Origin of the sequence: Geobacter sp. AOG1, from assembly GCF_019972315.1 — a bacterium.
Lineage (GTDB): Bacteria > Desulfobacterota > Desulfuromonadia > Geobacterales > Geobacteraceae > Geomobilimonas.
The window spans coordinates 326,793-350,289 of record NZ_BLIZ01000001.1 but is presented as its reverse complement, the minus strand read 5'-3'; the positions used below and the strand labels follow the sequence as shown (position 1 = coordinate 350,289).

The window sequence follows — 23,497 nt, the reverse complement described above, 5'->3', positions numbered from 1 at the left end:
ATCAATGAAAAAACTCGTGAATAAACTTTCAGGTGCATGGTTACGCAATGCAATGATGCTTGCGTTTTTTATTGTCGTTTCTCCGTGCGGTGTGCGTGCCGGCGTTATTACGGCGGACACCGTCTGGCAGGGGGAGGTCAGGGTCGCCGAGGATGTCCTGGTGCCGGAAGGGATTACCCTTACCATCAGGCCTGGCACTACCATCAAGGTCGTTGCGGCGGAAAGTACGAAGACCGACCCCGAATATGTGTCCCCCTTGACGGAAATAACGGTTCGAGGAACGCTCAGGGTGGAGGGGACGGCAACATCCCCCGTGGATTTTTCCGGCGAAGAGAAGAAGGCGGGAAGCTGGGCAGGGATCGTGGTCGACCATGGCACTGCTACGGTGGCGGGGTGTCGGATAGCGCATGCGGAGACCGCGTTACACGTGTTTGATGGGACTCTCCGGCTATTGGACTCAACCATCAGGGAAAACCGTTATGGTGTGGTAGCCCAGGGGGAGAAGAGCGGAATTACGGTCGAAAATTCCCGTATCGCCGACAATGACTATGGCCTGTTTACCCTTCAGGGGCCCCACGTGGTAACAACGACCGCCGTCGTCAAGGGGAACAGGAAAAAGGACGTCTATTCCGCCTCTGTCAAGGAGTACCGGCCGGAAGTGCCACCTGTAAGCGCGGGGGAACCCCCTGTCGACAGGCGATATAAAGACGAAGCCTTACGGGGGGACACCGTCTGGCAGGGGAGAGTGGAAGTCGGCGGAATTGTCCGGGTGCCGGAGGGGAGCAGGCTGATTGTCATGCCGGGAACGATTGTCGAATTCTCAAAAAAGGATACCAATGGTGACGGTATCGGCGAGAACGGGCTCCTGATACAGGGACGTCTCATCGCCAAGGGGACCAGGGAGCACCCCATCATTTTCCGGTCCGCCGAAAAAGAGAAGGGGATGGGGGACTGGGACGCCATTAACATCATGAACAGTGCCGGAGCCCAGAACCTCATCGAGTATTGCCGGATAGAGCACGCGTATCGCGGGCTCCATTTCCATTTTTCCACGGTTGTGGTGCAGAATTCGGTGCTGACGAACAACTATCGCGGTGTCCAGTTCCAGGAGTCGTCGGTTGACATAAAGGGGAACCACCTCTACGCCAATAAAAGTGGCGTGCAGGGGAGGGACTCCGACATAACATTCTCCGATAACGTCATCGCCGACAACTATGTCGGTGCCAATTTTTTCCGCACCAACATTACCGCCCGTGGCAACAGGATTGTGGGGAACTGGAAAGAAGGGCTGCGGATCCGGGAAGGGGTGTCGTCATTGCAGGAAAACCTCATCGACGGCAACCGGTACGGTCTCATGGTGGCGGATACCTATTACGGTGACTACAGCCGCAACAGTATCACCAACAACCTGGAAACCGGTCTCTCCCTCAAGAATGTCGACAATGTGGAAATACTGGGGAACATTGTCGCGGCAAACGGTATCAATGGCTTGAACGTCCAGGACACACGGGCGGTCATCAAGGGGAATCAGATATCCGACAACGGCGAACGGGGGATGGGGATCATCTCTTTTGACGGGGTTATCACGGAAAACAATTTCATCGCCAATGGCCAGTATGCCATCGATCTTGACGGCCCAAAAGACGTATCCGCGCCCTCCAACTGGTGGGGTGGTGCAGACGTCAACACGGTTATCTTTGACAGGAAGGATGACGCTTCACGAGGCCGGGTCGCCCATGAAAAGGCAAGTGCCAGCCCCATTCCCTTTGCCTGGCCATTACGGTTCGTGTCGACGGATACGATCTGGCGAGGCGTCATCACCGTCAATACTGCCCTGACCGTCCTTCCCGGAGCGGTCCTGACGGTTGCTCCGGGGACAAAGGTGGCCTTTTCCCAGGGAACCGGTCTTGCCGTTAAAGGCAGAATAATTGCAAAGGGAAGGGATGACGGGAAGATCATTTTCACATCGGTGCAAAGAACCGGTGCGTCCGATTGGGATGAGATCCTCCTTGAATATGCCACCGGCAGCGAGATAGCCCACGCTGTTTTTGAATATGCCACGTGGGGTATCCACTGTCATTTCACCAATCTTTCCATTACGGACTGTCATTTCAAGAAAAACTACGGGGGAATGCGGTTCAGAAGCGGCCCCGTTCAGGTTACCCGTTCGGTATTTGAAGATAACGTGATCGGCATCAGGGCGTACATAGGAAATGCCGTGATCCGGGAAAACCGCATCACCAGGAATGAAACGGGTATTTTTGTCAGGGAAAAAGGGGGGGGGCTGACCATCACGCGGAATGACATCTTTGACAACAGCAACTACAACATCCGCGTTGGGGATTTCAATAACGAAGATATCGACGCCAAGGGAAACTGGTGGGGAACCGACAACCCGCCTCAGACCATATTCGATGGAAGAAATGAGCCCGGCATAGGAAATGTCCTGTTCGAGCCAGCCCTCAAGGAGCCGGTAAAACCGGGGGTGAAAGAGCTGCCATGAAACGGGTATTTCTGTACGGTGTTCTATCGATGGCAGTCTGTGTCCTGGCCTTGTCTCTCAATGGCGTTGCAGCGGAAACCTCCCTTCTGAAGGGAAAGGTTCTCGATAGCGAAGGGAGGCCTGCCGAGGGGGCCAAGCTGTTTCTCTATGGCAGTTCGAATGTGAGAAAACCGGCAGACTTCATATCCCCCATGTCCGGCAGTGACGGACGCATCCTGATTGCCTTGCCGGCGGGAAAATACTGGGCAGTGGCGCGCCTGAAAAAGGATGGCAATTATGGGCCGCTCATGCCGGGGGACAAGCATTCGGGTGAGCCGGTTGAGATCGAAATGGAAGCGGGCAGGGAGACCGAGGCCAGTTTTACGGTTGCCGATATTCGCGAGGTCGGCCAGAAGAAACGCACCAATGCAGACGATTCGGTGAGGTTGCGCGGTCGGGTCGTCGATGCCCAGGGGAATCCCGTTGCCAACGCCTATGTATTCGCCCACCGTTCCAGGGATGTTGACTACGTTCCGGACTATCTCTCGGCATGGACCGACGAGGCGGGCAATTACGCGCTTTCCATCCCTTCGGCCGGGAAATATTTCATCGGGAGCTCCCGGCAATTTCCACTTCCTTCCAAAATCACCGTGACGAGGGAGGTTGTGCTTGAACCGGGGAAATCAGATATTGCCTTGGATATTCAACTAATAGTATATTAACTCAGTAGCGTCGTGCTCAACAATGAGCGCTTCAATTGTCGCAAACTTAGATGGGAGTGAAAAAATGAAACAGGTCATTTCATGGTGCCTCGTCGTATCAATTCTTGCTGTCGTCCAGATATCGTCTGCCTGTGTCGGCAAGACAATCCACCTTGGGGTCACCAGCGCCGCCAGTGAACGGTTGTTGGCAGAGATGGCATCCATCCTGATCACCGAGCGGACCGGTTCCTCGGTCAAGATCGATGTCTACAAGGACTCAAAAGAACTGTACAACGCTGTCAAGCAGGGGAGCGTGAACGTAATTTTCGAAAACACCGGTCGTGGGGCGGAGATTGTCGGGAAGCCCAAGGATTCAACATACGACCAGATCAAGAGCGAGTACAAAACCAGGCTGAACCTGACATGGCTTGAGCCGATCGGCGGCTCCCTGAAGTTTGCACCGGTCCTGACGGCGGACACACTCTCCAACTATCCGGCCCTCCCCAAACTGTTGAACAAGCTTTCGGGGGTTCTGGTAAACGACACCTATGCGAAGCTGCTCAAGTCCGCCGAGTCGAATGAAAAATCGAAAAAGACGGCAAAAGAATTCCTGAAGGGAAAGAAGTTAATATAACGGGATGACGATACCCGAGGGAATGAAGAAGAAAATATCCTGGCTGGCGTCAACCGAATGTGCGGTTGTACTGTTCCTGGCGATTGCCATTTTGGCCATTCCTGGGACCTTTACCGAAAGCAGGACCATCTATTCGAGTCCCCCGTTTCTGTCGCTTCTGGGCTGTTTTGGGTTGAACCTTCTGTTCTGTACCATGAAGCGGCTCAAGACCCTGTCAAAACCTGTCCTGATCATGCATGGCGGCGTACTCCTCACGCTGGCGGGGTGTATTGCCACGTCGTTCGGCTATGTGGCGACCGTCAATGTCTACGAAGGGAGTATGGTGGACCAAGTCTATCGATGGGACAGGAATCAAGACGTCCCTCTCGGGGCGGAACTGGTCGTGAAAAAGGTCAATCGCGAGTTTTACCCCATACCGGTAAAGGTTGGTGTTCTGCGGGGGGGAGAGAAGGAAGGGCTTTTTGTCCTGAAGACGGGAGAAAGCTTCGACCTGAAAAACTACCGGATAAAGGTCGAGTCCCTGGAATTCCCGTCGGAAAACCTGAGGCTTTCCGTGTTTGATCAGGGCCGCTTGTTGGGGGTCTGTGATACGGCAGGGACATCTGACCTCCCCCCCGACTTCCCCTATGCATTCAAGCTGGTGGCCTACCAGAACCCTTCGCTGAAAAGGCTCTGGGTTGACCTGGCCCTTGCCAGCAATTCCGAAAAACTGGCCGAGGGGACTTCCGAGGTCAACAACCCGTTTCAGTGGAACGGCCTCTATTTCTACAATACACGGGTTGACCGGGATGCTGCCGGCGCGGTGTATGCCGGTATTCAAATTGTGCGGGATCCGGGAAGACCCTATGTCTTTGCCGGTTTTGCCATCATGGGCCTTGGGGCGGTATTGTCCTTCATAAGGCGCTTTTACGGGAAGGTTCTATGGAAATAACGAGTTCGGGGATGTTCGGCATCTATATTGCCGCTTTTTTTCTTGGTGCTGCCCATTCCCTGGAACCGGGACATGGTAAAACGGTGGTGGCCGCCTATCTGGTCGGCTCCCGGGGAAGAAATATCGACGCCATCATCCTTGGAATCGTCGTTACCTTTACCCACTCCTTCAGCATCATTCTCTTGGGGCTTCTGGCGAAATTTTCCGCGCGGTATCTGTCAGAACAGGAAATTCATGCCTATCTCGGAATTGTAGCAAGCCTCATTATTCTTGGCATCGGTCTCTGGATGCTGCGGCAGAGGTGGATCTGCCTGAAGGACCCTGCACGTGCCCACGACCATTTTCACCTGTTCGGTCACAGCCACAGTCACCATGGCCCCAATCACAACCACGATCATGGACATGATCACCCCCATGACCATTCGCACACCCATGATGCCCCGGACCATGTCCATGACCACGACCACGACCATGGGGATGCACACGGTCATTCCCACGATCATCACTCCCACGACCATCACCACGCTGCCGGCGACAAGCCCCTCGGTCCGGTGGGGCTGATTTTGCTGGGTATATCCGGCGGGATCGTCCCCTGCCCGGCGGCGCTGGCTATTCTACTCGCATCGGTTTCCGTCGGACAGCTTGGAAGAGGTCTTGCCATGGTCCTTGTCTTCAGTCTCGGCCTTGCCGTCTGCCTCGTTGCCATAGGGCTTGCGGTGGTCAATGGCGTGAAGGCGACAAAGCGCTTCCTGGATACTGAACGATATGCGCCGAAGATCGCGTTTGCAAGTGCTGTCATCGTTACCCTCATCGGCATTGTCACCATGTATACGTCGATCACGCATTTCAGGCAGCTATGAAATATTTCACCGTTCTTTTCATAAGCGCTCTCCTCTTAGCTCCGCACGCGGTTTGGGCCCACCCTGAGACCGGCCTGCTCCCCGACGCCATTGCCGAGACCGAATACAAGATCGTTCTGGAGATCAACCCCAAGGATATCGCGACCAGAACCAAACTCGGGATGGTGTTATGCCGGAAAAACAAGCTCAATGAGGCGGAACAGCAGATTGCCGAGGCATTGAGGTTGGCTCCGAAGGATTTCGATGCCCATGATGTCATGGGACTTATCAGGCTGAAGGGGAAAAAACCGGCCGAGGCCATTGTCTGGTTTCAGAAAGCCATCGCCATAAAAAGCGAAGATACTATGGTGCATCACAGTCTCGGTCTTGCGTTCGAGCAGACCGGGCTGTACCGGGAGGCCGAGGCGTCCTACCGTCGGGGGCTGGAGGTCAACGACAGGCTGCTCCGCAAGGGAGCCAACAGGGAGAAGGAGACGGAGCGGAAGGCTACGCTTCTTTCGGCACTACAGGGTGTCCAGGCCAGGTTGAAAACATCGCGAGGGGGGATATGACCATGCACGCAACCGTGCGGCAGATGCTGCTTGCCGTTGTTACCGTAGTTCTCATCACACTGTCCGGAGAGTGCCGGGCGGCAATGCGGGAAATAGGCATGGCAACCATCACAAAGGACACCACCTGGGAGGGTGATATTGTTATTACCGGTGATGTCCATGTTCCGGTGGGTAGTACCCTCACCATTGCTCCGGGGACGACGGTAAGGTTTAAAAAGATAGCACCTGTCGGCGACCGGAACCTCTTCGGGGTCGAATCTCCCTATTACCCCCAGGCCGAGATCATTGTCACGGGCAGGCTCATCGCCAAGGGGACGGCCGAGAAACCGATTCTCTTCACGTCAGCAGAAGCTAACCCCCAGCCTGCCGACTGGGGGTCCCTCAATTTCCTGGGGAGTAAAGGGAACGTGGTCGAACACTGCCGGGTTGAATATGCCTATAACGGTGTCCATTCCCACGGCGGACAGGTTCTCATCAAAGATGACACCTTCGTGAAAAACGCCGTCGCCATCAGCGTCAAGAAAGAAGACGAGGCGGTCGGAACTCCCGGCTTCGGCATCCCTGCGGACATCACGGTCACCGGCAATCTCATCGAGGACAACAAGGGTGGCATCAACGTTCGCATCTCAAAGGCGGTCATCACCCGCAACACTATCCGCGGCAACAAGTTCTTCGGCATTTGGCTCAAGGGAAAGTGCGAGGGGGAGATCAGCCGCAACGAAATTACCGCCAACCAGAAGGGAATCTTCTTCTACAAGGCCGGGGGGATGACCATCAAGGATAACAACATCTTCGGCAACATTGACTACAACCTCGCCATCGCCGACGAGCAGGGGACGGATATCCCTGCTGCCGGCAACTGGTTCGGTATGACGGACCGGTCGAAGATCGAGGAGTTAATCTTCGACGGCAAGGCAGACCCGTCTATTGCCCGGATCATTGTCGCGCCGTTCCTGGCGGAGCGTGTCGGGGATGCGGGGAGGTAGGAGTTACGCATGTCCACCATACACCGCAACCCCAATGTCATGTGGCGCGAGGAAGATGATGCCCTTGCCGAAGCGAGCGACGCCCTTGCCCGCGGCGAGGATGCCGGCGAGATCGGTACCGCGGTGCTCTTTTCCGGCGGCACCATGCTGTCGGTCAATTACCTCGGTATGGAAATTTGGAAACTGTGTGACAACCGGACTGTCGACGGGATCGTGGCCGCACTGCTGGAGCAGTTTGAGGTGGAAGAAGACGTGCTTCGTGCCGATGTTCGTGCATTTCTCGACGAACTGGCCGTGAAAGGTTTCATCGTCTATGCAGAATGATACCATGCCCCAGCTGCAGGCACCCCTTACCATCAATTGGGCCATCAACAACAGCTGCAATTTTGCCTGTAGCCACTGCTACAGCCGCGAGGACACCCACGAGGAACTGCCGCAGGATGTGCTCTACGCGTGCTTGGAAAAGGTTGCCAAGGCAGGGGTCTTTTCTATCAACTTCGGTGGCGGCGAACCGCTGCTCCACCCCCATCTTTTGGAGATTGCCGCGTTTGCCAGCGGACTGGGGCTGCGCGTTTCCATGAACAGCAACGGCTGGCTGCTTGACCGCGACAAGGCGATCGCCCTCAAAACGGCTGGCTTTACCAAGGTCGGGATCAGCATCGACAGCCACGTCGCTGCCGTTCACGACACCTTCCGCGGCGTCGCCGGAAGCCACGGCCGTGCTCTTGCCGCACTTGGCCATCTTCAGGCGGTGGGCATCGCCACCTCCATTTCCACGGTTATCTGCCGCATCAACAGCACGGCCATCGATGAACTCGTGGCGATGGCCCTCACGCATGGGGCGGGACAGCTCAATTTCCACAACTTCAAGTGCTCCGGACTTGGTCTGGCCAACAAGGACGATCTGGACCTGACTGCCGAAGAGTGGAAAGAGTTCTACCGTCATGCCATCGTTGCGAAAAAGAGCGTGAAGGGGCTCGATATCTCCCTCGATGACCCGATCATCGCACTGCTCGGCGAGCGGAACGTGGGAAGTCTCGTCAAGGGGAGCGTCTGCGGCAAGCTTTCGCTCAACATCAAGGCCAACGGCGATATGACCCCCTGCGGTTTTATTCCGATCGTCATCGGCAACATCGTCCAGGATGACCTCCGGCAAGTCTGGAAGGATTCGGCTGTGCTGGAGAAGATGCGCAACAAGCAACCGACCGGCAAATGCAGCGGTTGCAGCAAGTACGAAGATTGCCTGGGGGGGTGTACCGCACGGGCACTGGCCCTGACCGGCGACATGAACAGCCCCGACCCCCACTGCTGGGGAGACGACGAACCATCCCGGTGACGCCCTGCGGCCCGCCTTCCAAGGCAAGAGCCGCAGCAGTTCATCACCGAGGAACATCAGTATGGAACTGGCAACACCGATCACCATCTACTGGGACCTGGCTCCCGATGCTCCCCGCAGCGATTACCTCCTGCGGATAGCTGCCGACATCGCCGCATGCCGTCCGCTCATGCTCCAGCTGTACGACCCGTCACCCCGGCCCGGTGAGGCGCTGCATGCAGTTCTGGAGCAGTTCAGGGGGATGCCGGTCGCCGTTTCACTCACCATGACTCCCGACTCGTTTTCGCACCTCGGCGGCAGCGCCGTCGGAGAGCTCGGCGTCAAGGAGGTCCTTCTGGCCATCGACACCCCTGACGTGCTGGGGAACCTGGCTGGTCGGGTCTCCCTCGGAGTATCCTGGTCGGTGACCCGTGACAACTGGCGCCTGCTCCCGGGCACTGTTGCGACCTGCCGTGCGCGCGGATTCCACCGGCTGGTGCTGCCGATGCAGCGTCTGTACAACGGTGAGGCGCCCTTCCTCCTTTCGCGGGACGAACAGGGGGAACTTGAGAGAGAACTTGCGGCTTCCGGTGGCACGGAGGGAATCAATCTCACCATTCACGACCCCTTTCTCTGGCGCTCCTTCAATCCGGGGGTGCCGTTTCCCCAGGGGGGATGTCAGGCGGCCAATACCATGATCGCCATTTCGCCGGATGGTGGCGTCTACCCCTGTCCGTCCCTGCCGGTCCGTCTGGGCAAGATCGGCGCAAGATCATTGAAGGAGATCATCGCTTCGTCGGAAAAAAGGGAGTTCAGGCGCAGGCTCCTGCTCGACCCCGAAGGATGCCGGGACTGCAGGGAACTGGCTGAATGCCGGGGTGGCTGTCGGGGGAGGGCATACGTCATGCATGGAACTCTCGACGGCATAGATGAAGCGTGCAGATGAATATTACATTGATGCATCACAACAGGAACCTCAACATGCGGATACTTCCAATGATCAGACTCGTTATCTTCCTGGCCGTGCTGCTGGTCGTCGCCGGTTGCAAGACCGAAGGGAAACGCCCGGTCGTCAAGATCGGCTACATGCTCTGCAACAGCGAGCAGGAGACGACCCAGCGGTTTCTCCCCCTGACCCGCTACCTGTCGGACAAGGTGGGGGTCGATTTCGTGATGGTACCGGTGGATACCCTCGACTTCGAAAAGCGCTTCAAGGCGGGCGAGTTCACCTTTACCCACACAAACTCGCTCCTCTACATTGTCCTTCGCGAAAACGAGGGAGTACAGATCGTCGCTTCCGAAAAGCGGGGTAAGTTCGGCGCCCGTACCGCCGGTGCCATTATCGCCCGGAAGGGGAGCGGCATTGAAAAGCTGGCCGACATCCGGGGGAAACGGCTGGCGTTCGGCCCGATGCTCGCGCCGACCGGATATCTTGCCGAGTATGACCTGATGCTCGCCGCGGGGATCAATCCGGAGCACGACCTGGCGTTCTACTCGATTCCGCCGGGTTCCTACAAGCACGAAAAGCTGATCTACGGGGTCCTCTACGGCAAGTACGACGTGGCTGCAGCACCTGTTCTCGACCTGGAGACCATGGCGCGGGAGGGGAAGATAACCCCCGATGATTTTGTCGTCCTTGCCCAGAGCAAGCCGATACCCTACTGCACCTTTGCCGTGGCCAAGGGGACCGACCCCGCGCTGGTGAAGAAGGTGAAGGAGGCGCTTCTTGCCTTGAAGTCGGCGGACACCGCCGAGGTTGACGGTGAACGGCTGAAGGTAATGAAGGCGGCCTGGATCGACGGTTACGAAGAACTTCCCGACAGCGACTATGATCCGATCCGGGAGATGGCGAAGCGGGTGAACATGCCGCCGTATCAGAAATATTGACCTGAACCTGTGAGGGGTGAGCGCCCCGTTACGCTCAGAGTCCCCTCACGTCGCCGCTGTACGGCTCATTGAGTGCCGGCCGATCAACTCACCCTGAAGGGTTCGAACATGATCGTCCGTCTTTGCTCAATTTCGTCTACAGCGGCTGACACTCGGGCACATTCGCTCCACGGGACACTCCCCCCTCACAGACTAACTACTGAGATGCTATGTTCAAAGACACCTTCGACAAACTATGCTGGGCATGCCTGGCGCTCGTCCTTATCGCCCTTCTCGTCCTTCTCGGCATGAAAGCCGGCTCGGGAGAAGGGAAAGCCGCCTCCGGCCTCGACAAGGCAGTGGAGCGAGAGATGGCCTACCACGCCCGCGTGGAACTCATTGCCAAGCTCTACGGGCCGGTTGAAGGGTTGCGCAAGGAGGGGAAAAACCAGGAAGCCCTTCTGAAGCTGGACGAACTCATCCGCAAGTATCCTGGCGAGGCCCATGGTCATATCCTCCAGGGGGAAATACTCCGGGAGATGGGGGCGCTGGACGAGGCAGTGACATCCTACGTGGCCGGTGTCAAGCTGAATGGCGATTACCTGGACGACAAAAGCCCCCTGTCACGGCGAGGCGACATCCAGCGGCTCGTGGATGAGGGGCTGAAGAACATCGGTACACGGGCTGCGGCCAATCCGGGTAACCGGACCATTGCCGCTTCGCTGCAAAAGGTCAACTATCTCAGGAGCCGGCTGGCAGGGGGGTGCGAGTAGATGATGCGCGACCGGCATTTCTGGCTAGTGGTTGCTGCGGGGGTGCTTCTCGGGGGGCTCGGCGTGCTCCTGGCGGTGTGGGGGAACCCGGAGAATTCGGGGATCTGTGTTTCCTGCTTCATCGAAAACAGTGCAGGGGCACTCGGTTTCCATGATAATTCCCGCATGCAGTACCTGCGTCCCGAGTTGATCGGTTTCGTCCTCGGTTCGGCGGCGAGCGCCATCCTGTTTCGCGAATTTCGCTCCCGCGGCGGCAGCGCGCCCCTGCCGCGGCTTTTTGCCGGTATCTTTATGATGGTCGGCTGTGCGGTATTTATCGGCTGTCCCATCAAGCTCTTTCTCCGCCTGACCGCCGGCGATCTGACCGCCCTGGCTGGTGTGGCCGGTCTGGTGGCCGGTGTCTGGGCAGGGGTGCGAAGCCTTGCCAACGGCGTGGAGCCCGGACCTCCCGAACAAAAGGGGAGGGGGGAAGGACTCCTTGTCCCCGTCGGGTTCATCGTTATGCTGGCGTTCCTTTTCGTCCAGCCCGGATTTCTCCTCTTCTCGGGGCGGGGGAGCGCGGCCCAGCATGCTCCCCTGCTCATCTCCCTTGCAGCGGGATTGTCCCTTGGCGTTGCCGCGCAACGCAGCCGTTTCTGTATTACCGGCAGCATCCGCGACATCATGCTCATGGGGCGTAGGTCCTACATGCTCTGGGGATTCATGGCCTTCCTCGTCGCAGCGGCCGGGTTCAACCTTGCAAGTGGAAGGTTCAATCCGGGGTACTACGGCCAACCCGGCGCGCACCTCGATGCCCTCTGGAGTTTTCTCGGCATGGGACTAACTGGTTGGATTTCCGTACTCATCGGGGGGTGCCCGTTCCGGCAGTTGATCAAGGCTGGCGAGGGGGATGGGGACGCAGGTCTCGTGGTGGTCGGGATGTTCATCGGCGGGGCACTCGTTCAGTCCTGGGGGGTTGCGGCGACGGCGGCAGGGGTTCCCCTTTCGGGGAAGATTGCGGTACTTGCCGGGTTCGCCTTTGTCCTGGCCGGTTGCCTTTTGTTCCGCGAACGGAGTGCGTGAAATCGTCTAATAATTCGGTCGGTCGTTGGTTCTTTCCCAAATGGGTCTCCCTCCACGTGCTCTGATCTGGGAGCCTCCTCTTAATCCACGTTTTTCATCTTCAGCAAACAGCATATTTGTTTTGCCACGTCAACGTCTTCCAAATGAGTAGACACGATTTCTCTTTTTTGCGTAATACATACGCATAATAGCGGTTTAAAAATATTAATAATGTGGGTGGACATGTGAAAATGTTCACTAAGCTGCGGTATTTCAGTGAAATTATTGCTGCGAATGGCGTTGTATGTGTTGTCGCACATTAAAATTACACGGAAATTCAGCAATAACGCTACATAAATATTAGATAGCTTGCTTAATTTGTAAATTATAATTTTTCTAAATGTGGTTAGAGAGTTAGTCCCTCCTGCCAGTAATGAGTGCTTGTTGATGTAACGACATCCGAATGGCACTAAAAATGCTTTTGCTTAACCGGGTCAGAATATTTTCTTGGAATAGCTGCAGTAAGTTCATGGAGTACGCGAGACGGTCATGATGAAGAAGCTGTTGCAAGCACCACTTATATATTTTTTTATCATGCTCTATCTGGCCGTGGGTGTGCTGGGTACGGAGGTTGACTACTTCGCGCCCTTTGTAGATCCTAGCACTTCCGCACATACCTGTAAGCATGTCAACCTTGTTCAAAACGATGCTGATATTGACGATGTACACTCCTACGGGGGGATTTCCGGTAATTCCCACGATCCGGCTGCTAAAAAAATTTCTTTCGCTGTTGCCGGCCTTCCCCATCCATTTTTCCTCCATGCACCCTCTTTTACAACAACGATAGTTACCCGGCAACATCTTGCCTATCTATCTGACCCGCGCATAAACCTCCTTGCCTCACGTGCACCCCCAGCCTGATTCCCTTGTAGTACCCCACTCTTAAGCAATTCAGTAACACCGTCTGTCATGTGCCATTCGCGGTGTCTGACAGTTCAGGCTCATGTCTCCTTCGCTGGAAGAGGACCTGTAGCCGATGATTTTTCAGTACGCATTTACCGTTAGCAACGTACGACAACTGCCGGTGATCAGGCGGGGAGGGACCACCTCCGCAGCCTTCTGCGCGGCATGATAACGAACAGGGGAACATATCAATGGCAATGAATCAGCATTCGGCGTTCGTCATGAAAGACCAGAATACTTCGATTATCGAAGATACCTACCTGCTTGCGGCACTATTGACCTTCGATCCCAGCATCAAGTACTACCCGATGCGGGATAGCAGCGGTCGTGTGTCATTTGAAGTCTATGGAAAGATATCGGACCAGATGCGGCGGTTCTACGATGGAGAGCCTGCCCCGGTCAGCAGCTATATAAGTAATCTGAAAGCGCTGAGATCGGCGATCTTTGCGTTGAAGAGCACGTTCAGAAGATAGACAGTGGTCTCCCTGCCCGTCGCTGCGGACGGGCAGGGAGACACGTTGTGCCAACACTGAATACTCTCCTGCCCCGACAAATGGGTGGGCTGTCAGTAATAGAGAAAAACACTAACTCTTCAGAGGGAAGGACCTGATATGGGAAAAGCGATGGCGAAAAAAATTAGGGGGATGAATCTGTGGGTCAAGGTAGGGCTGGTAGTAATGGCGACCTTGCTGGCAACCATAGTCATGTACCAGGAAAAACCGGTAAAGGCCGCGTCGGGAGACGTCATCCTGCTCTGGGACACCGCCAACGGTGCCGTGCCCGCGGGATGGACCAGCATCTCCAGCGTAGCCGGTGATGCGTTTTACGGAGTCTTTCCCCGTGCCGCCGCATCCTACGGTGCCGCGACGGCAGGGTCGGACACCCATACACATACCATGACGTTCTCATCGGCCGGAGCTGGCGCAACAGGCACATACGCTCCGGGTGGTACAGCGGCTGCGGCGGTTGCCCACACACACACCTGGCCGTCTCCAACCGTGACCACGGTGGATCATAAACCCCCCTTCAAGAACCTGGTGTTCATTAAAGCATCCAACCCTACACAGATACCTGCGAACGCCATTGCCATATTCGACACTACAACCCTCCCCGCCGGCTGGACCCAGTACGCGGCACTCAATGGTAACTACCTGCGTGGCTTCAGCGACAATGCAACGGGAGGGGCGGCGACCCACAACCATGACACCGGAGCGGTGACAACCAGCGCGGTATCCGGGACGGTAAGCACCAATGCCGGGGCTACTAACCGTGCGTCCGCTACCCACACCCACACGCTTGCCGCACAAACCGCCGCCTTTACGGCCGACAACAACGCGCCTCCCTACGTCCAGGTGGTTTTTGCCTACAACAGTTCCGGCGCCAGCACGCCCATCCCGGTTGGCTTGATCGCCATGTTCGATACGACCCCGACAGGAGGGTGGACCGTTATCTCCAATGCAGCGCCGTATACGAATAACCTGTTGCTGGGTACGGCAACGACCCCTGGCACGACCGGCGGCAGCGCCACGTTCAACCATGGTGGCACCGAAGTGTATGCTACATCAGGAGCAGCTACTGGAAATTATGCCTCAGCTACTGGCACCGCCGGTGGTTCAGCGAGCGCCCATACCCATGCCAATGTCACCTACACGGTTTCCTCGGTAAGCTCCTATCCTGTGTACCGCGATGTCATCCTTGCGAAGCGAACGGTCACGCCCCCGACCATATCGACGCCGCTCAATCCGAGCAGCGGCAACCAGGGTACCACCCTGAACGTCGTCATCACCGGCACCAACTTTCAGAGCGGTGCAACGGCGAGCTTCAGCGGTAGCGGCATAACGGTCAATTCCACGACGTTCAACACTTCAACCCAGCTGACCGTGAACATAAGCATCGGCCCGGCTGCTACTACCGGTGCGGGTAACGTGACGGTCACCAACCCTGATGGGGGGAATGCCATCAGTACTGGCGCCTTCACGGTCAACGCGGCGCCGACACCGACGGTAACTTCAACATCGCCAAACAGCATGACACAAGGCGCAGGGCCGACCACGGTGACCATCACCGGCACAAACTTCCTGAACGGCGCCACGGTGGCATTCAGTGGTACGGGGATAACACTGGGGGCGGTAACGTATGTTAACGCCACCACCTTGACTGTGCCGGTAACAGTCGCAGCGGGAGCCACAACAGGGGCGCGCAACGTGACGGTCACCCTTCCCGGCGGCCAAACCGGGACTGGCACAGGGGTCTTCACGGTCAATGCCCCCGCTCCGCCAACGGTTACGTCTACATCGCCTAACACCATGTCCCAGGGAACAGGACCAACGACGGTTACCATCACCGGCACCAATTTTACCGGAGCCACGGCGGTCAGCTTCAATGATGCCAACATAGCACTTGGCGCCTTCACTGTCGTCAATGCAACGACGATCACGGTTCCGGTTACCGTTCTTCCTGCAACTACGACCGGTGCCAAAAACGTGTCCGTGACGACTCCTGGCGGCACCGCCACCGGCACGGGGGTCTTCACCGTCACGGCAGGGACCTGCACGGCGAACGCACCGACCGTGACCCTAAGCGCCAATGCGAACGTTCAGCCTGGTCAGCAGGCGGTCTATACGCTATCCGTCACGAACAACGACAGTGCGTTCTGCGGCAGCACCACCTTCACTATCGCTATTGGCACGGAAACGGGGAACACGGCAAGCTTCGTTCTCCCGTCCGTTCTGGGGAGCGCTACCACCGGCGCACTTGCTCCGGGAGCGACATATAACACCACCCTAACGGTAAAAGCCCAGGCGGCAGCTGTTGGCGGCAACAACCTCACGTCGACTGTCAACGTGAGTGGCTCGGGGCATACCACCCAGTCCGACAGTGCGACGACCTTCATTGCGACGGCCTGGGCCAACAATGCACTCCTCCACAACAGCACCAACGCGACCAACAGTTCCAAGAGCGCTTCATACTGGAGCGCCAACGGCGGCTGGGGAATCCCTGGCGCCAAGTACGGTGCCTTCGACTGCACCACCTGCCACATTCCGGGATCGTCCAACATCTCCCGGATCAGAGTGACGCTCACTCCGCCGGATGCTACCACGTTCCCCGGCAGCGCGGTGCTGTTCCAGTCAAAGACGACGATCAATGATGGGACGAACCCGAGCTTCGGGGTCTATTCGGCGGCAATAACCAGTTCCACCAAGATTTGCGAGGTGTGCCACTCCCAGACCAACTACCACCGACAGAACATGTCTGCGGCCGTCAGCCACGAGAACAAGGCGCAGCAGGTGGATTGCATCGTCTGCCATCCGCATGACCAGGGGTTCAAGGCCATCGGTGGCTGTACTGTTTGCCACAAGTTCGTTCAACGCAACAAGCGGGCTCCCGTCATGGGCTTTTTCAGCAGCGGCAATTCTCACCATATCCAAGGTGCCGGCGTGGCGGACCAGAACTGTTACCAGTGCCACTGGGAAGCGAACAGCGACGGCACGGTCAACGTCAACTATCACGATATGAGAATATCGGGTGCACCGGTCAATCTGGCCGTTTACCAGAGCGGTGCACGCCCCGTGGTGCGCAACACGACGACATTCGTACCATATTCCGCCACCGGCACACGCCATGATATGCAGAAACTCAACGCAGTCTGCCTCGGCTGCCATAGTGCGGCGAGCGCCACAGCCCAGCCATTCGGCGATGGGAAAACCCCCCAGCAGTACGCGTGGGACGGCAAAAGCATCGACGAGCGGTATTCCCAGACAGCCGGCGTGAAATGGGGCAAGTACTCCAGCTCCGGGACCAACGCCCATAACGTCAATGCCAAGGATACGGTGATAAAGGCGTTCTCAGCCCATGGCAACTCTGCGCTCAACAAGCGTGGCTGGGACACTACCAATGGTACGGACGGTCCAATAACCAACACGGGCGGGTCCGTGAACGTCCTTTGCTATGACTGCCACAACTCCCACGGTTCGACGGTCAAAGGGATCACCAGCAACTATTCCAGCGCCACGGGGCGCAACCATGGCGCGCTTCTGAAGGACACGGACAACGGTATCGGCGGCTACACCGCCAATTACCAGCCCTCGTCCGATTCCACCACTGCCAACGCCAAATACAATCCGGGCGCGGGACTCTGCTTCGACTGCCACCTGAACTCCACCGCCGGCGCGACACTGCCGTGGGGATATAGCGGTACATTTGGCGCATCGCAGCGCATCATGGGGTACTGGGATTCTCCGTATTTCAAAACCCCGACCGTTGCCGGCGATTATTTCGGCCCCGCCCAGAGGTTTGCCTATAAAGCCACCGTAGTTGCAAACAAGGGTGGCCATTTCGGCGCCTCATCGGTGCTGGACAACCCTCCCGACGCCCAGCACCAGATCAACGGGCTCTGCACGCCGTGCCACGACCCGCACGGTGTCAGTCCGACCCTCAACCAGGCGTACTCGGTACCGTTGCTGAAAGGGACCTGGATGACCTCTCCCTACAAGGAGGACGCCACTCCGGTGAATACCAATGAGTCGCGTGGCGGGACGAACCATGGCGGTTCAAACACAACGCGGCCAAACCAGCAGAATGTGAGCAGTACACCACGGTACCATATCGACCAGAACACCTTCGGCGGCTCCACCACCGCAAACGAGGTCAACTTCGGGACCGCGCAAACCGCCACGAAATGGAACCTCGCCGATACCACGAACCGGATTAAGGAGACGGACACCCAGTTTGGCGGTCTCTGCCTCAACTGCCACAGCAAGACGCTACTGGCACCCAAGGCGGGCCAGAACGTGGCGCCGGACGCCTGGAAATCGCGGTCCAGAATTCATGGCACGGTAAAGGGATGGGCAACGACATCCACGGCGGCGGATGGCAATGCGAACAACAAGGTTCACTCCTATACCTGTTCCAAGTGCCATGCCCCCCACAACTACCGGTTGCCCCGCCTCATGGCCGTCAACTGTCTCAACTTCGAGCACCGGGGGCAAAAGGGGACCACTGGCATAGTTGGTGTAGCGACTGTTGCCGGTGTCGTAAGTTCAACCGGCTACGCCAGCCCGACCGATGATGGTTTTCATGAAGTAACAACCGGCCAGTGCGGGAAAGGGCGGGGCCGGTTCCCGATCGGTGGCGGGTACTACAGTCCGCTGCCGCCATCCAACCCACGCCAGTCGGCCCAGAATCCGGGACAGTGGTGGTGGGGCAATACATCTACCGGGGCGTTCAACAGCTGCCATGACAACGCCAACACAATAGATACCACCTATCCCATGAAGCAGCGCTGGAACTCAAAAACACCATGGTAAGGTGACTTGAAGAGAGACGAGGTCCAACTCTTGCACAAACGGCAAGTGAGTGCGGAAAGGAGATGAAACGATGAAAAAGCAGACCTACACGAAACCGAAGGTGGTTGGTTCAGCGAATGTGCATCCCTGCTAAATAAGGTGCACCATGTTGTGTCGTAATTCAAAGAGGTGGGGCCTGAAGGCTCCACCTCTTGTTATTTGGTTAACTTGTAATGCACTTCCGTTTGTAAACCTGATGTGCATGAACCAATACGAAAAAGGCCGGGGGAATAATCCCCGGCCTTTTTCGTCCTTGGCAAGTTGCGGTTAAATTTTCACCAGTTCGTACTTCCGTGTTCCCAGGCCGATTGTTTCGCCGTGCTCCAGCTGAATCTCCCAGTCGATGTCGGGGTGGACGCCGCGGAACTTGTCTCCCCCCGGCTCAAGGCCGCTGGTGAGGGCCGTGTCCGGGTTGCCGCGTGCGGCGTTGACCAGGTCGGCACAGGCTTGGTCGAGGGCCACCGGGTCGGTGGAGGCGCAGATGCCGATGTCGTTGACGATGGGGGCGTCGGCGTGACCGTAACAGTCGCAGGCGGGGGATACCTGGGTGATGAAGTTTATGAACAGGGACTTGTGCTCCTTCCCCCGGACTGCCCCCATGGCGAACTCGCTCATCTTCTTCATGACCAGAGGAGCGGCCTCGTTCCACTGGATGTTGATTGCCTTAACCTGGCAGGTGGTGATGCAGCGGCCGCAGCCGGTGCACTTTTCCGCGTCGATTCGGGCCTTTCCCTCGATGATGGCGATGGCGTCGTGGACGCAGGCCTTGAGGCAGAGGGCGCAGCCGGTGCAGAACTTTTCCGCTACCTTGGGGGCCACGTTGGAGTGCTGAGTCAGTTTTCCCTGCCGGCTGGCGCATCCCATGCCGAGATTCTTCAGCACGCCGCCGAACCCGGTCAGTTCGTGGCACTTGAAGTGAGAGACTGCCACGAGGGCGTCCGCCTCCACGATCTCCGCTCCGATTTCAACGGTCTGGAGCAATTCTCCGGGGATGGAGACCTTAACTGCCGTGTGGCCGCGCAGCCCATCACTCATGATGAGGGGGGCACCGACCACCGCATAGGCAAAACCGTTTTCGATGGCGCAGGTGAGGGCTGAAACCGCCTCTTTCCGTTCCCCCGGATAAAGGGTGGATGAATCGGTCAGGAAAGGGCTGGCGCCGCAGTTATTGATCTCCTCCACCACTCGCCGGACGAATATGGGGCGGACGAAGGCATGGTTTCCCCGCTCGCCGAAATGGACCTTGACCGCCACCAGGTCGCCGGGGGCGACCCGCTCCCTGATACCGCACTCCTGCATGAGCCGGCCGATCTTGCTGAACAGATTTTCCTTGTGGCCGGCGCGCATATCGGCGAAATAAACGTTGCTTGACATGGCTGTTTCTCCTTGAAAGCCGGGATCGGGACCAGTGACCGATGTAAACTTTCCGATCGCGTTTCTCCGAACGCTACCACATACCGGCGCCGTTTTCAACGGGGCAGAGGCGTTCGCGGAGAAACTTTCTTTGCGGCGGGCGGAAAATGTGGTATCTACTTACATTAAGGACGATGAACGCTGACATGACGGGAGCGTCTATGGCTGCAACAGCGATTGAACGGGAACTCTGGATACTGGGGCTGGGCGACCGGCCGGAACGGGGCGAAATCGTGGGGCGCTATCTGGCGGTTGCCGGCTACGGCACCCGCGTTGCGGAGCTCAACGAACTGGCCAACGGAAGGCCGCTTGGGGTGGTCCTCGACCTGTCTCCCCATTCCACCGACGGTTGGGGAATCCTGCTTGCCATGAAGCACGATCCTGCAACCCGCGATATTCCGGTCCTTCCGGTGTTCCTCAGCGAGAAAGGAAGGGTCGGCGGGGTCTTTCCCGTATCGGGTTTCTTCACCCTCCCGGTGGAGGGTGATTATCTCGCCGAGCGGCTTGCGGTGCTTGGCCTCACCGAAGACGTGGAAGACTACGACCTGCAGGCTCTCCTCATCTCCCGCAAGGGTGAGGAAAAAGTTTCCAAGGCGATGGAGGCCCTCGGTTTCGAGGTGGTCAACGCCTACACCGGCAAGGAAGGAATGGCGCTCGCCACCACCGGCCGCCAGTACCTGATCTTTTGTACCCTCATGCTTCCCGACATGTCGGCCTTCGAGCTTATCGACCGCTACCGCCTCTATCCCCAGACCCGCAACATTCCCTTCTTCGTTCTCGTGAAGGACGGGATGAAGCAGGGAGAACGAGGAGCCATGAGTCGTCAGATCGAACACCTGGTCCGGAAGAAGGAACTTTCTCAGGAGGAGTTTCTTTCTTACCTTCGTCGGCGCGCCTGAAAAAGTTCTTGATAGTTCATGAGAAGAACCGGCCCCTTTCCCCTAGGGGAGCCGGTTTTTTTTATGTGGTTCGAAGGTCTGACACAACTCTCCCCACCAGATTGTGGCGGTGGGGTGGCTTCCTGTCGTGGGCTCCGGCCTCTTTATTGCTCTTGAGTTGCTATAATTTGATGCTATGGTACTTTTGTAATTAATACGGTTTAACAAAAAGCTTTGTGAATTGATGGGTTGTCATGTCAAAACATAGGCATCACAATAGGGCAGATTACGTAAAGAACTGTCAACTGCGTCTGGGGAATTGGTATTACTTGGCCAGAATCAAGAATATCTCTTCTGAGGGCGCTCTTGTGAATTTCTACGCTCCGCCCCCGGACCTTCACATTGGTGATTCTTGTGAAGTTAGCATGAGTATGGATGGGGATTCCCTTGGTGAATATTCTTGTGAAGTTGTACGGGTAGAGGCTTCAAATATTGCCTTAAAGTTTACCGGCGTGAATAAACTTAAAGCTGTTGTGCATTGAGTCCGTATAATCATGTAGGGACTGGAGGGTGTGCTATGCGAGAACACAGGCACCACTGCAGGGTCGATTGTGAAGAGAACTGTCGACTGTACCTGGAAGATTGGTATTACCCTGCCAAGGTCAAGAATATTTCTTATAGTGGTGCTCTTTTGAATATATCGGTCCCGCACACCGACATTCACGTTGGTGATAATTGCGAATTTAGAGTAGAGGTGAAACCTCTTCACGAATATTCCTGTAAAGTTGTACGGGTTGAGCCTTCCTCTATTGCCTTGACGTTCAACGAAATACGGAAACTTTAGGCTAGTGCAAACCCGTCATATCTTCACCGTCTTGTAGAGAAAATTCTTGATAGTTTGCGTAATAACAGCAAGTTATAATTCATAGGTACGATATAGGTACGAACAGGCAGAAAACCCCCTCTTTTTATCCCCCAGGATTTTCACTCATTCCTGACAATTCCTGACAATCTGATCGACCCGCCAGGAACGAAAAAAGCGACCACTTTCCCAAGAGTGAGCCGGCTTTTTTTGTTTTCATCCTTGTACTTCCTTGACTCGTATACAGAGGAAGAGTATTAAGACAATTTAAATATAAATATGTGCAAGGAGGGGAGAGGTAATGGGATTCTTGAATGCATTGTTCGGGAGAACAGGACCTGGTAAACTCGCAGCAGCAAAGAACGCTCTTGCGGCGAAACACATGTTTCTATCCCTCAGTGAAGAAGAGCAACGTATTATCTGTGCCAAGACAGCAGAATTACTTGTGGCCGGGGGTATCCCTCTGAGCCAATTACAGTCTTACGCGGAAACTATGCCCGAAGGTGCTTACTATGGAATGGTTGCTATGGCATTTTCTTGCTACGGGATGGATCCAAGCATGTCGAATTTGTTTCCTGGAGGTCGATGGAACTCTGTTGATAATCCGCTTGTGGCCTTAACCGGTGCAAGTGATGAAATCGTTCTAGCCATAAATGAAATCAAGAGAAAATACGGTGTTACCATAACAATCTCTACATGATGGATTCGGTAGTCTCGTCCTGAAACTCCGTCCACGTCGCTATTGCGTCGTCCCACGCTTCCCGCTGTGCCGCGAACAAGTCCTGTTCCCTCTTCAACTGGTCGGGGTCCGTCCGACTCAGTATCGGTGTCCTGGCTTCCGCGTAAGCTTCGTAGAAGCTCTCCATCATTGCCGCTTCGTGGTCCCCTAGAAACGATTGGAGTTTCCCCGCTGCCTTCAGTTCCCGGAACATCTTCGGCGCTTTGTCCTTCATCGCCTGCTCGATCATCTGTAGTCGCTGCTCCTGATTGATTAGCATAGCCGGCCCCTCCTTTTCGTGAGGACGCTCCAAGTGTACCACAAGAAAAGGGGCATGGTTTCCCATACCCCTCTTGGCTCTCTCTTCCCCTGTGTTTCAATCTTGGCCTTCGCTTTTTTTACAATGTCAGAAAACTCACTGCGGTAGTTCCTGCCCTATTCCTCGCTTGTAGATTTCTGCAACTTGAACGAATTGAGCCATGCGTCTACTGACTCTTGGGTGTAACGAACCTTTGACTTGATCTTGATGTAGCTGGGACCGCCTCCGGTGTGTCTCCATTGCTGGAGGGTAGACCGCTTGATTTCCAGCCCCAGGTTATGCAGGTATGCGGATACTTCGTGGTCGGTCATGTAGATGGTCATTTCCGGACAAGTCCTTTCGCCCGTAATTCAATATATGCGTCTTCGAGGATTTCAAGAAGCCCCTGCTGTTCGGGAAGTTCGAGGGTGATCTTGTTCTCCGTCATGGTGTGCAGTGCCAGTGATACGAAGGCAAGCTTTTTCATAACCCCTCCTGTCATTTGGAAGATTCAAGACAGCGGCAAAGTCGGTCTTTTTGGGTTTCCAGGGACTCAGAAACAAAGCCCAATGTGTGACCGAGCTCGTAAAGCAATTCCGATACCTCAAGTGACTGTTCCGGTTTCATGTCTATGCCCTGACCTGAAAGCTCTGAAAACATGACTGCGCTGCTACCGCACCGATCAGAAAGCGCCCCTAGAAGCAGATGCGCCCTTTCCATCGTGTCCCCGATTGATTTTAAAGCCATTCCGTAACGCTGAATTGTCTGCATGATGATACCCTCCAGAATTGAATTTAATATGTTGCCGTTATATCCCTTTCAATAAACCCATGTCAAGCTTTTTATTTAATAATATCAAATAGTTATGTTCATAATTATT

At 56.1% G+C, this 23,497-nt stretch carries 25 protein-coding genes; 20 read left to right on the top strand and 5 right to left on the bottom strand.

Features of this window, described 5'->3' with window-relative positions; translation table 11 throughout:
* The first annotated feature begins 52 nt into the window (after positions 1 to 52).
* The 16 genes from LDN04_RS01585 to LDN04_RS01510 all read left to right on the top strand — a co-directional run bounded on the left by LDN04_RS01585 (position 53) and on the right by LDN04_RS01510 (position 18,409).
* Positions 53 to 2,503: a right-handed parallel beta-helix repeat-containing protein gene (locus tag LDN04_RS01585; RefSeq protein WP_223905671.1), complete on the top strand. Its 2,451-nt coding sequence runs from the start codon at positions 53 to 55 to the stop codon at positions 2,501 to 2,503.
* A complete protein-coding gene (locus LDN04_RS01580) occupies positions 2,500 to 3,204 on the top strand; it encodes a carboxypeptidase-like regulatory domain-containing protein (protein WP_223905669.1) in 705 nt (234 codons plus the stop codon). Before LDN04_RS01585 ends, LDN04_RS01580 begins: the two co-directional genes overlap by 4 nt.
* A 64-nt stretch (positions 3,205 to 3,268) precedes the next feature.
* Positions 3,269 to 3,817, top strand: coding sequence for a glycine betaine ABC transporter substrate-binding protein (locus tag LDN04_RS01575; RefSeq protein WP_223905665.1), 549 nt, complete (start codon positions 3,269 to 3,271; stop codon positions 3,815 to 3,817).
* A gap of 4 nt (positions 3,818 to 3,821) precedes the next feature.
* Positions 3,822 to 4,748 carry a ResB-like family cytochrome C biogenesis protein gene (locus tag LDN04_RS01570; RefSeq protein ID WP_223905663.1) on the top strand — a complete coding sequence of 309 codons (927 nt, stop codon included), beginning with the start codon at positions 3,822 to 3,824 and terminating at the stop codon, positions 4,746 to 4,748.
* Positions 4,739 to 5,608, top strand: coding sequence for a sulfite exporter TauE/SafE family protein (locus tag LDN04_RS01565; RefSeq protein WP_276572175.1), 870 nt, complete (start codon positions 4,739 to 4,741; stop codon positions 5,606 to 5,608). Before LDN04_RS01570 ends, LDN04_RS01565 begins: the two co-directional genes overlap by 10 nt.
* Positions 5,605 to 6,159 (top strand): tetratricopeptide repeat protein, encoded by a 555-nt coding sequence (locus LDN04_RS01560; protein ID WP_223905661.1) that lies wholly within the window; start codon positions 5,605 to 5,607, stop codon positions 6,157 to 6,159. Before LDN04_RS01565 ends, LDN04_RS01560 begins: the two co-directional genes overlap by 4 nt.
* A gap of 2 nt (positions 6,160 to 6,161) precedes the next feature.
* Positions 6,162 to 7,145, top strand: a complete 984-nt coding sequence (locus tag LDN04_RS01555; RefSeq protein ID WP_223905659.1) for a NosD domain-containing protein — start codon at positions 6,162 to 6,164, stop codon at positions 7,143 to 7,145.
* Between the two features lie 9 nt (positions 7,146 to 7,154).
* Positions 7,155 to 7,469, top strand: a complete 315-nt coding sequence (locus tag LDN04_RS01550) for a GeoRSP system PqqD family peptide chaperone (RefSeq protein ID WP_223905657.1) — start codon at positions 7,155 to 7,157, stop codon at positions 7,467 to 7,469.
* Positions 7,470 to 7,473: 4 nt separating this feature from the next.
* The gene (locus LDN04_RS01545; RefSeq protein ID WP_223905655.1) at positions 7,474 to 8,481 is read left to right on the top strand and encodes a GeoRSP system radical SAM/SPASM protein; all 1,008 of its coding nucleotides are present in this window, start codon (positions 7,474 to 7,476) and stop codon (positions 8,479 to 8,481) included.
* Between the two features lie 61 nt (positions 8,482 to 8,542).
* Positions 8,543 to 9,406 carry a GeoRSP system SPASM domain protein gene (locus LDN04_RS01540; protein WP_223905653.1) on the top strand — a complete coding sequence of 288 codons (864 nt, stop codon included), beginning with the start codon at positions 8,543 to 8,545 and terminating at the stop codon, positions 9,404 to 9,406.
* Between the two features lie 50 nt (positions 9,407 to 9,456).
* The gene (locus tag LDN04_RS01535) at positions 9,457 to 10,347 is read left to right on the top strand and encodes a phosphate/phosphite/phosphonate ABC transporter substrate-binding protein (RefSeq protein ID WP_223905651.1); all 891 of its coding nucleotides are present in this window, start codon (positions 9,457 to 9,459) and stop codon (positions 10,345 to 10,347) included.
* A 209-nt stretch (positions 10,348 to 10,556) separates the two neighbouring features.
* Positions 10,557 to 11,099: a hypothetical protein gene (locus LDN04_RS01530; RefSeq protein ID WP_223905649.1), complete on the top strand. Its 543-nt coding sequence runs from the start codon at positions 10,557 to 10,559 to the stop codon at positions 11,097 to 11,099.
* Entirely contained in the window at positions 11,100 to 12,161 is a 1,062-nt protein-coding gene (gene yedE / locus LDN04_RS01525; RefSeq protein WP_223905647.1) for a YedE family putative selenium transporter, read from the top strand.
* Between the two features lie 528 nt (positions 12,162 to 12,689).
* Positions 12,690 to 13,061 carry a hypothetical protein gene (locus LDN04_RS01520; RefSeq protein WP_223905646.1) on the top strand — a complete coding sequence of 124 codons (372 nt, stop codon included), beginning with the start codon at positions 12,690 to 12,692 and terminating at the stop codon, positions 13,059 to 13,061.
* Between the two features lie 233 nt (positions 13,062 to 13,294).
* Entirely contained in the window at positions 13,295 to 13,576 is a 282-nt protein-coding gene (locus tag LDN04_RS01515; protein WP_223905644.1) for a hypothetical protein, read from the top strand.
* 150 nt (positions 13,577 to 13,726) lie between these two features.
* Positions 13,727 to 18,409 (top strand): IPT/TIG domain-containing protein, encoded by a 4,683-nt coding sequence (locus LDN04_RS01510; protein ID WP_223905642.1) that lies wholly within the window; start codon positions 13,727 to 13,729, stop codon positions 18,407 to 18,409.
* A gap of 306 nt (positions 18,410 to 18,715) precedes the next feature.
* Here the strand turns inward: LDN04_RS01510 and LDN04_RS01505 are convergent, their stop codons facing one another.
* Positions 18,716 to 19,822, bottom strand: coding sequence for a DUF362 domain-containing protein (locus LDN04_RS01505; protein WP_223905640.1), 1,107 nt, complete (start codon positions 19,820 to 19,822; stop codon positions 18,716 to 18,718).
* A 173-nt stretch (positions 19,823 to 19,995) separates the two neighbouring features.
* Between LDN04_RS01505 and LDN04_RS01500 the strand changes: the two genes are divergently transcribed.
* From LDN04_RS01500 to LDN04_RS01485, 4 genes are all read left to right on the top strand, one after another.
* Entirely contained in the window at positions 19,996 to 20,760 is a 765-nt protein-coding gene (locus tag LDN04_RS01500) for a response regulator (RefSeq protein WP_223905638.1), read from the top strand.
* 233 nt (positions 20,761 to 20,993) lie between these two features.
* Entirely contained in the window at positions 20,994 to 21,281 is a 288-nt protein-coding gene (locus LDN04_RS16925; protein WP_223905636.1) for a PilZ domain-containing protein, read from the top strand.
* Positions 21,282 to 21,316: 35 nt separating this feature from the next.
* Positions 21,317 to 21,583 carry a PilZ domain-containing protein gene (locus LDN04_RS16920; RefSeq protein ID WP_223905634.1) on the top strand — a complete coding sequence of 89 codons (267 nt, stop codon included), beginning with the start codon at positions 21,317 to 21,319 and terminating at the stop codon, positions 21,581 to 21,583.
* A gap of 319 nt (positions 21,584 to 21,902) precedes the next feature.
* Positions 21,903 to 22,301: a hypothetical protein gene (locus LDN04_RS01485; protein ID WP_223905632.1), complete on the top strand. Its 399-nt coding sequence runs from the start codon at positions 21,903 to 21,905 to the stop codon at positions 22,299 to 22,301.
* Here the strand turns inward: LDN04_RS01485 and LDN04_RS01480 are convergent.
* From LDN04_RS01480 to LDN04_RS01465, 4 genes are all read right to left on the bottom strand, one after another.
* The gene (locus LDN04_RS01480) at positions 22,294 to 22,599 is read right to left on the bottom strand and encodes a hypothetical protein (protein ID WP_223905631.1); all 306 of its coding nucleotides are present in this window, start codon (positions 22,597 to 22,599) and stop codon (positions 22,294 to 22,296) included. The genes LDN04_RS01485 and LDN04_RS01480 overlap by 8 nt on opposite strands.
* Positions 22,600 to 22,754: 155 nt before the next feature.
* A complete protein-coding gene (locus LDN04_RS01475) occupies positions 22,755 to 22,949 on the bottom strand; it encodes an AlpA family transcriptional regulator (protein ID WP_223905629.1) in 195 nt (64 codons plus the stop codon).
* An 8-nt stretch (positions 22,950 to 22,957) separates the two neighbouring features.
* On the bottom strand, positions 22,958 to 23,104 hold the full coding sequence (locus LDN04_RS01470; protein ID WP_223905627.1) for a hypothetical protein: 147 nt from the start codon (positions 23,102 to 23,104) through the stop codon (positions 22,958 to 22,960).
* Between the two features lie 11 nt (positions 23,105 to 23,115).
* Positions 23,116 to 23,388, bottom strand: a complete 273-nt coding sequence (locus LDN04_RS01465; RefSeq protein ID WP_223905625.1) for a hypothetical protein — start codon at positions 23,386 to 23,388, stop codon at positions 23,116 to 23,118.
* Positions 23,389 to 23,497: the final 109 nt, after the last annotated feature.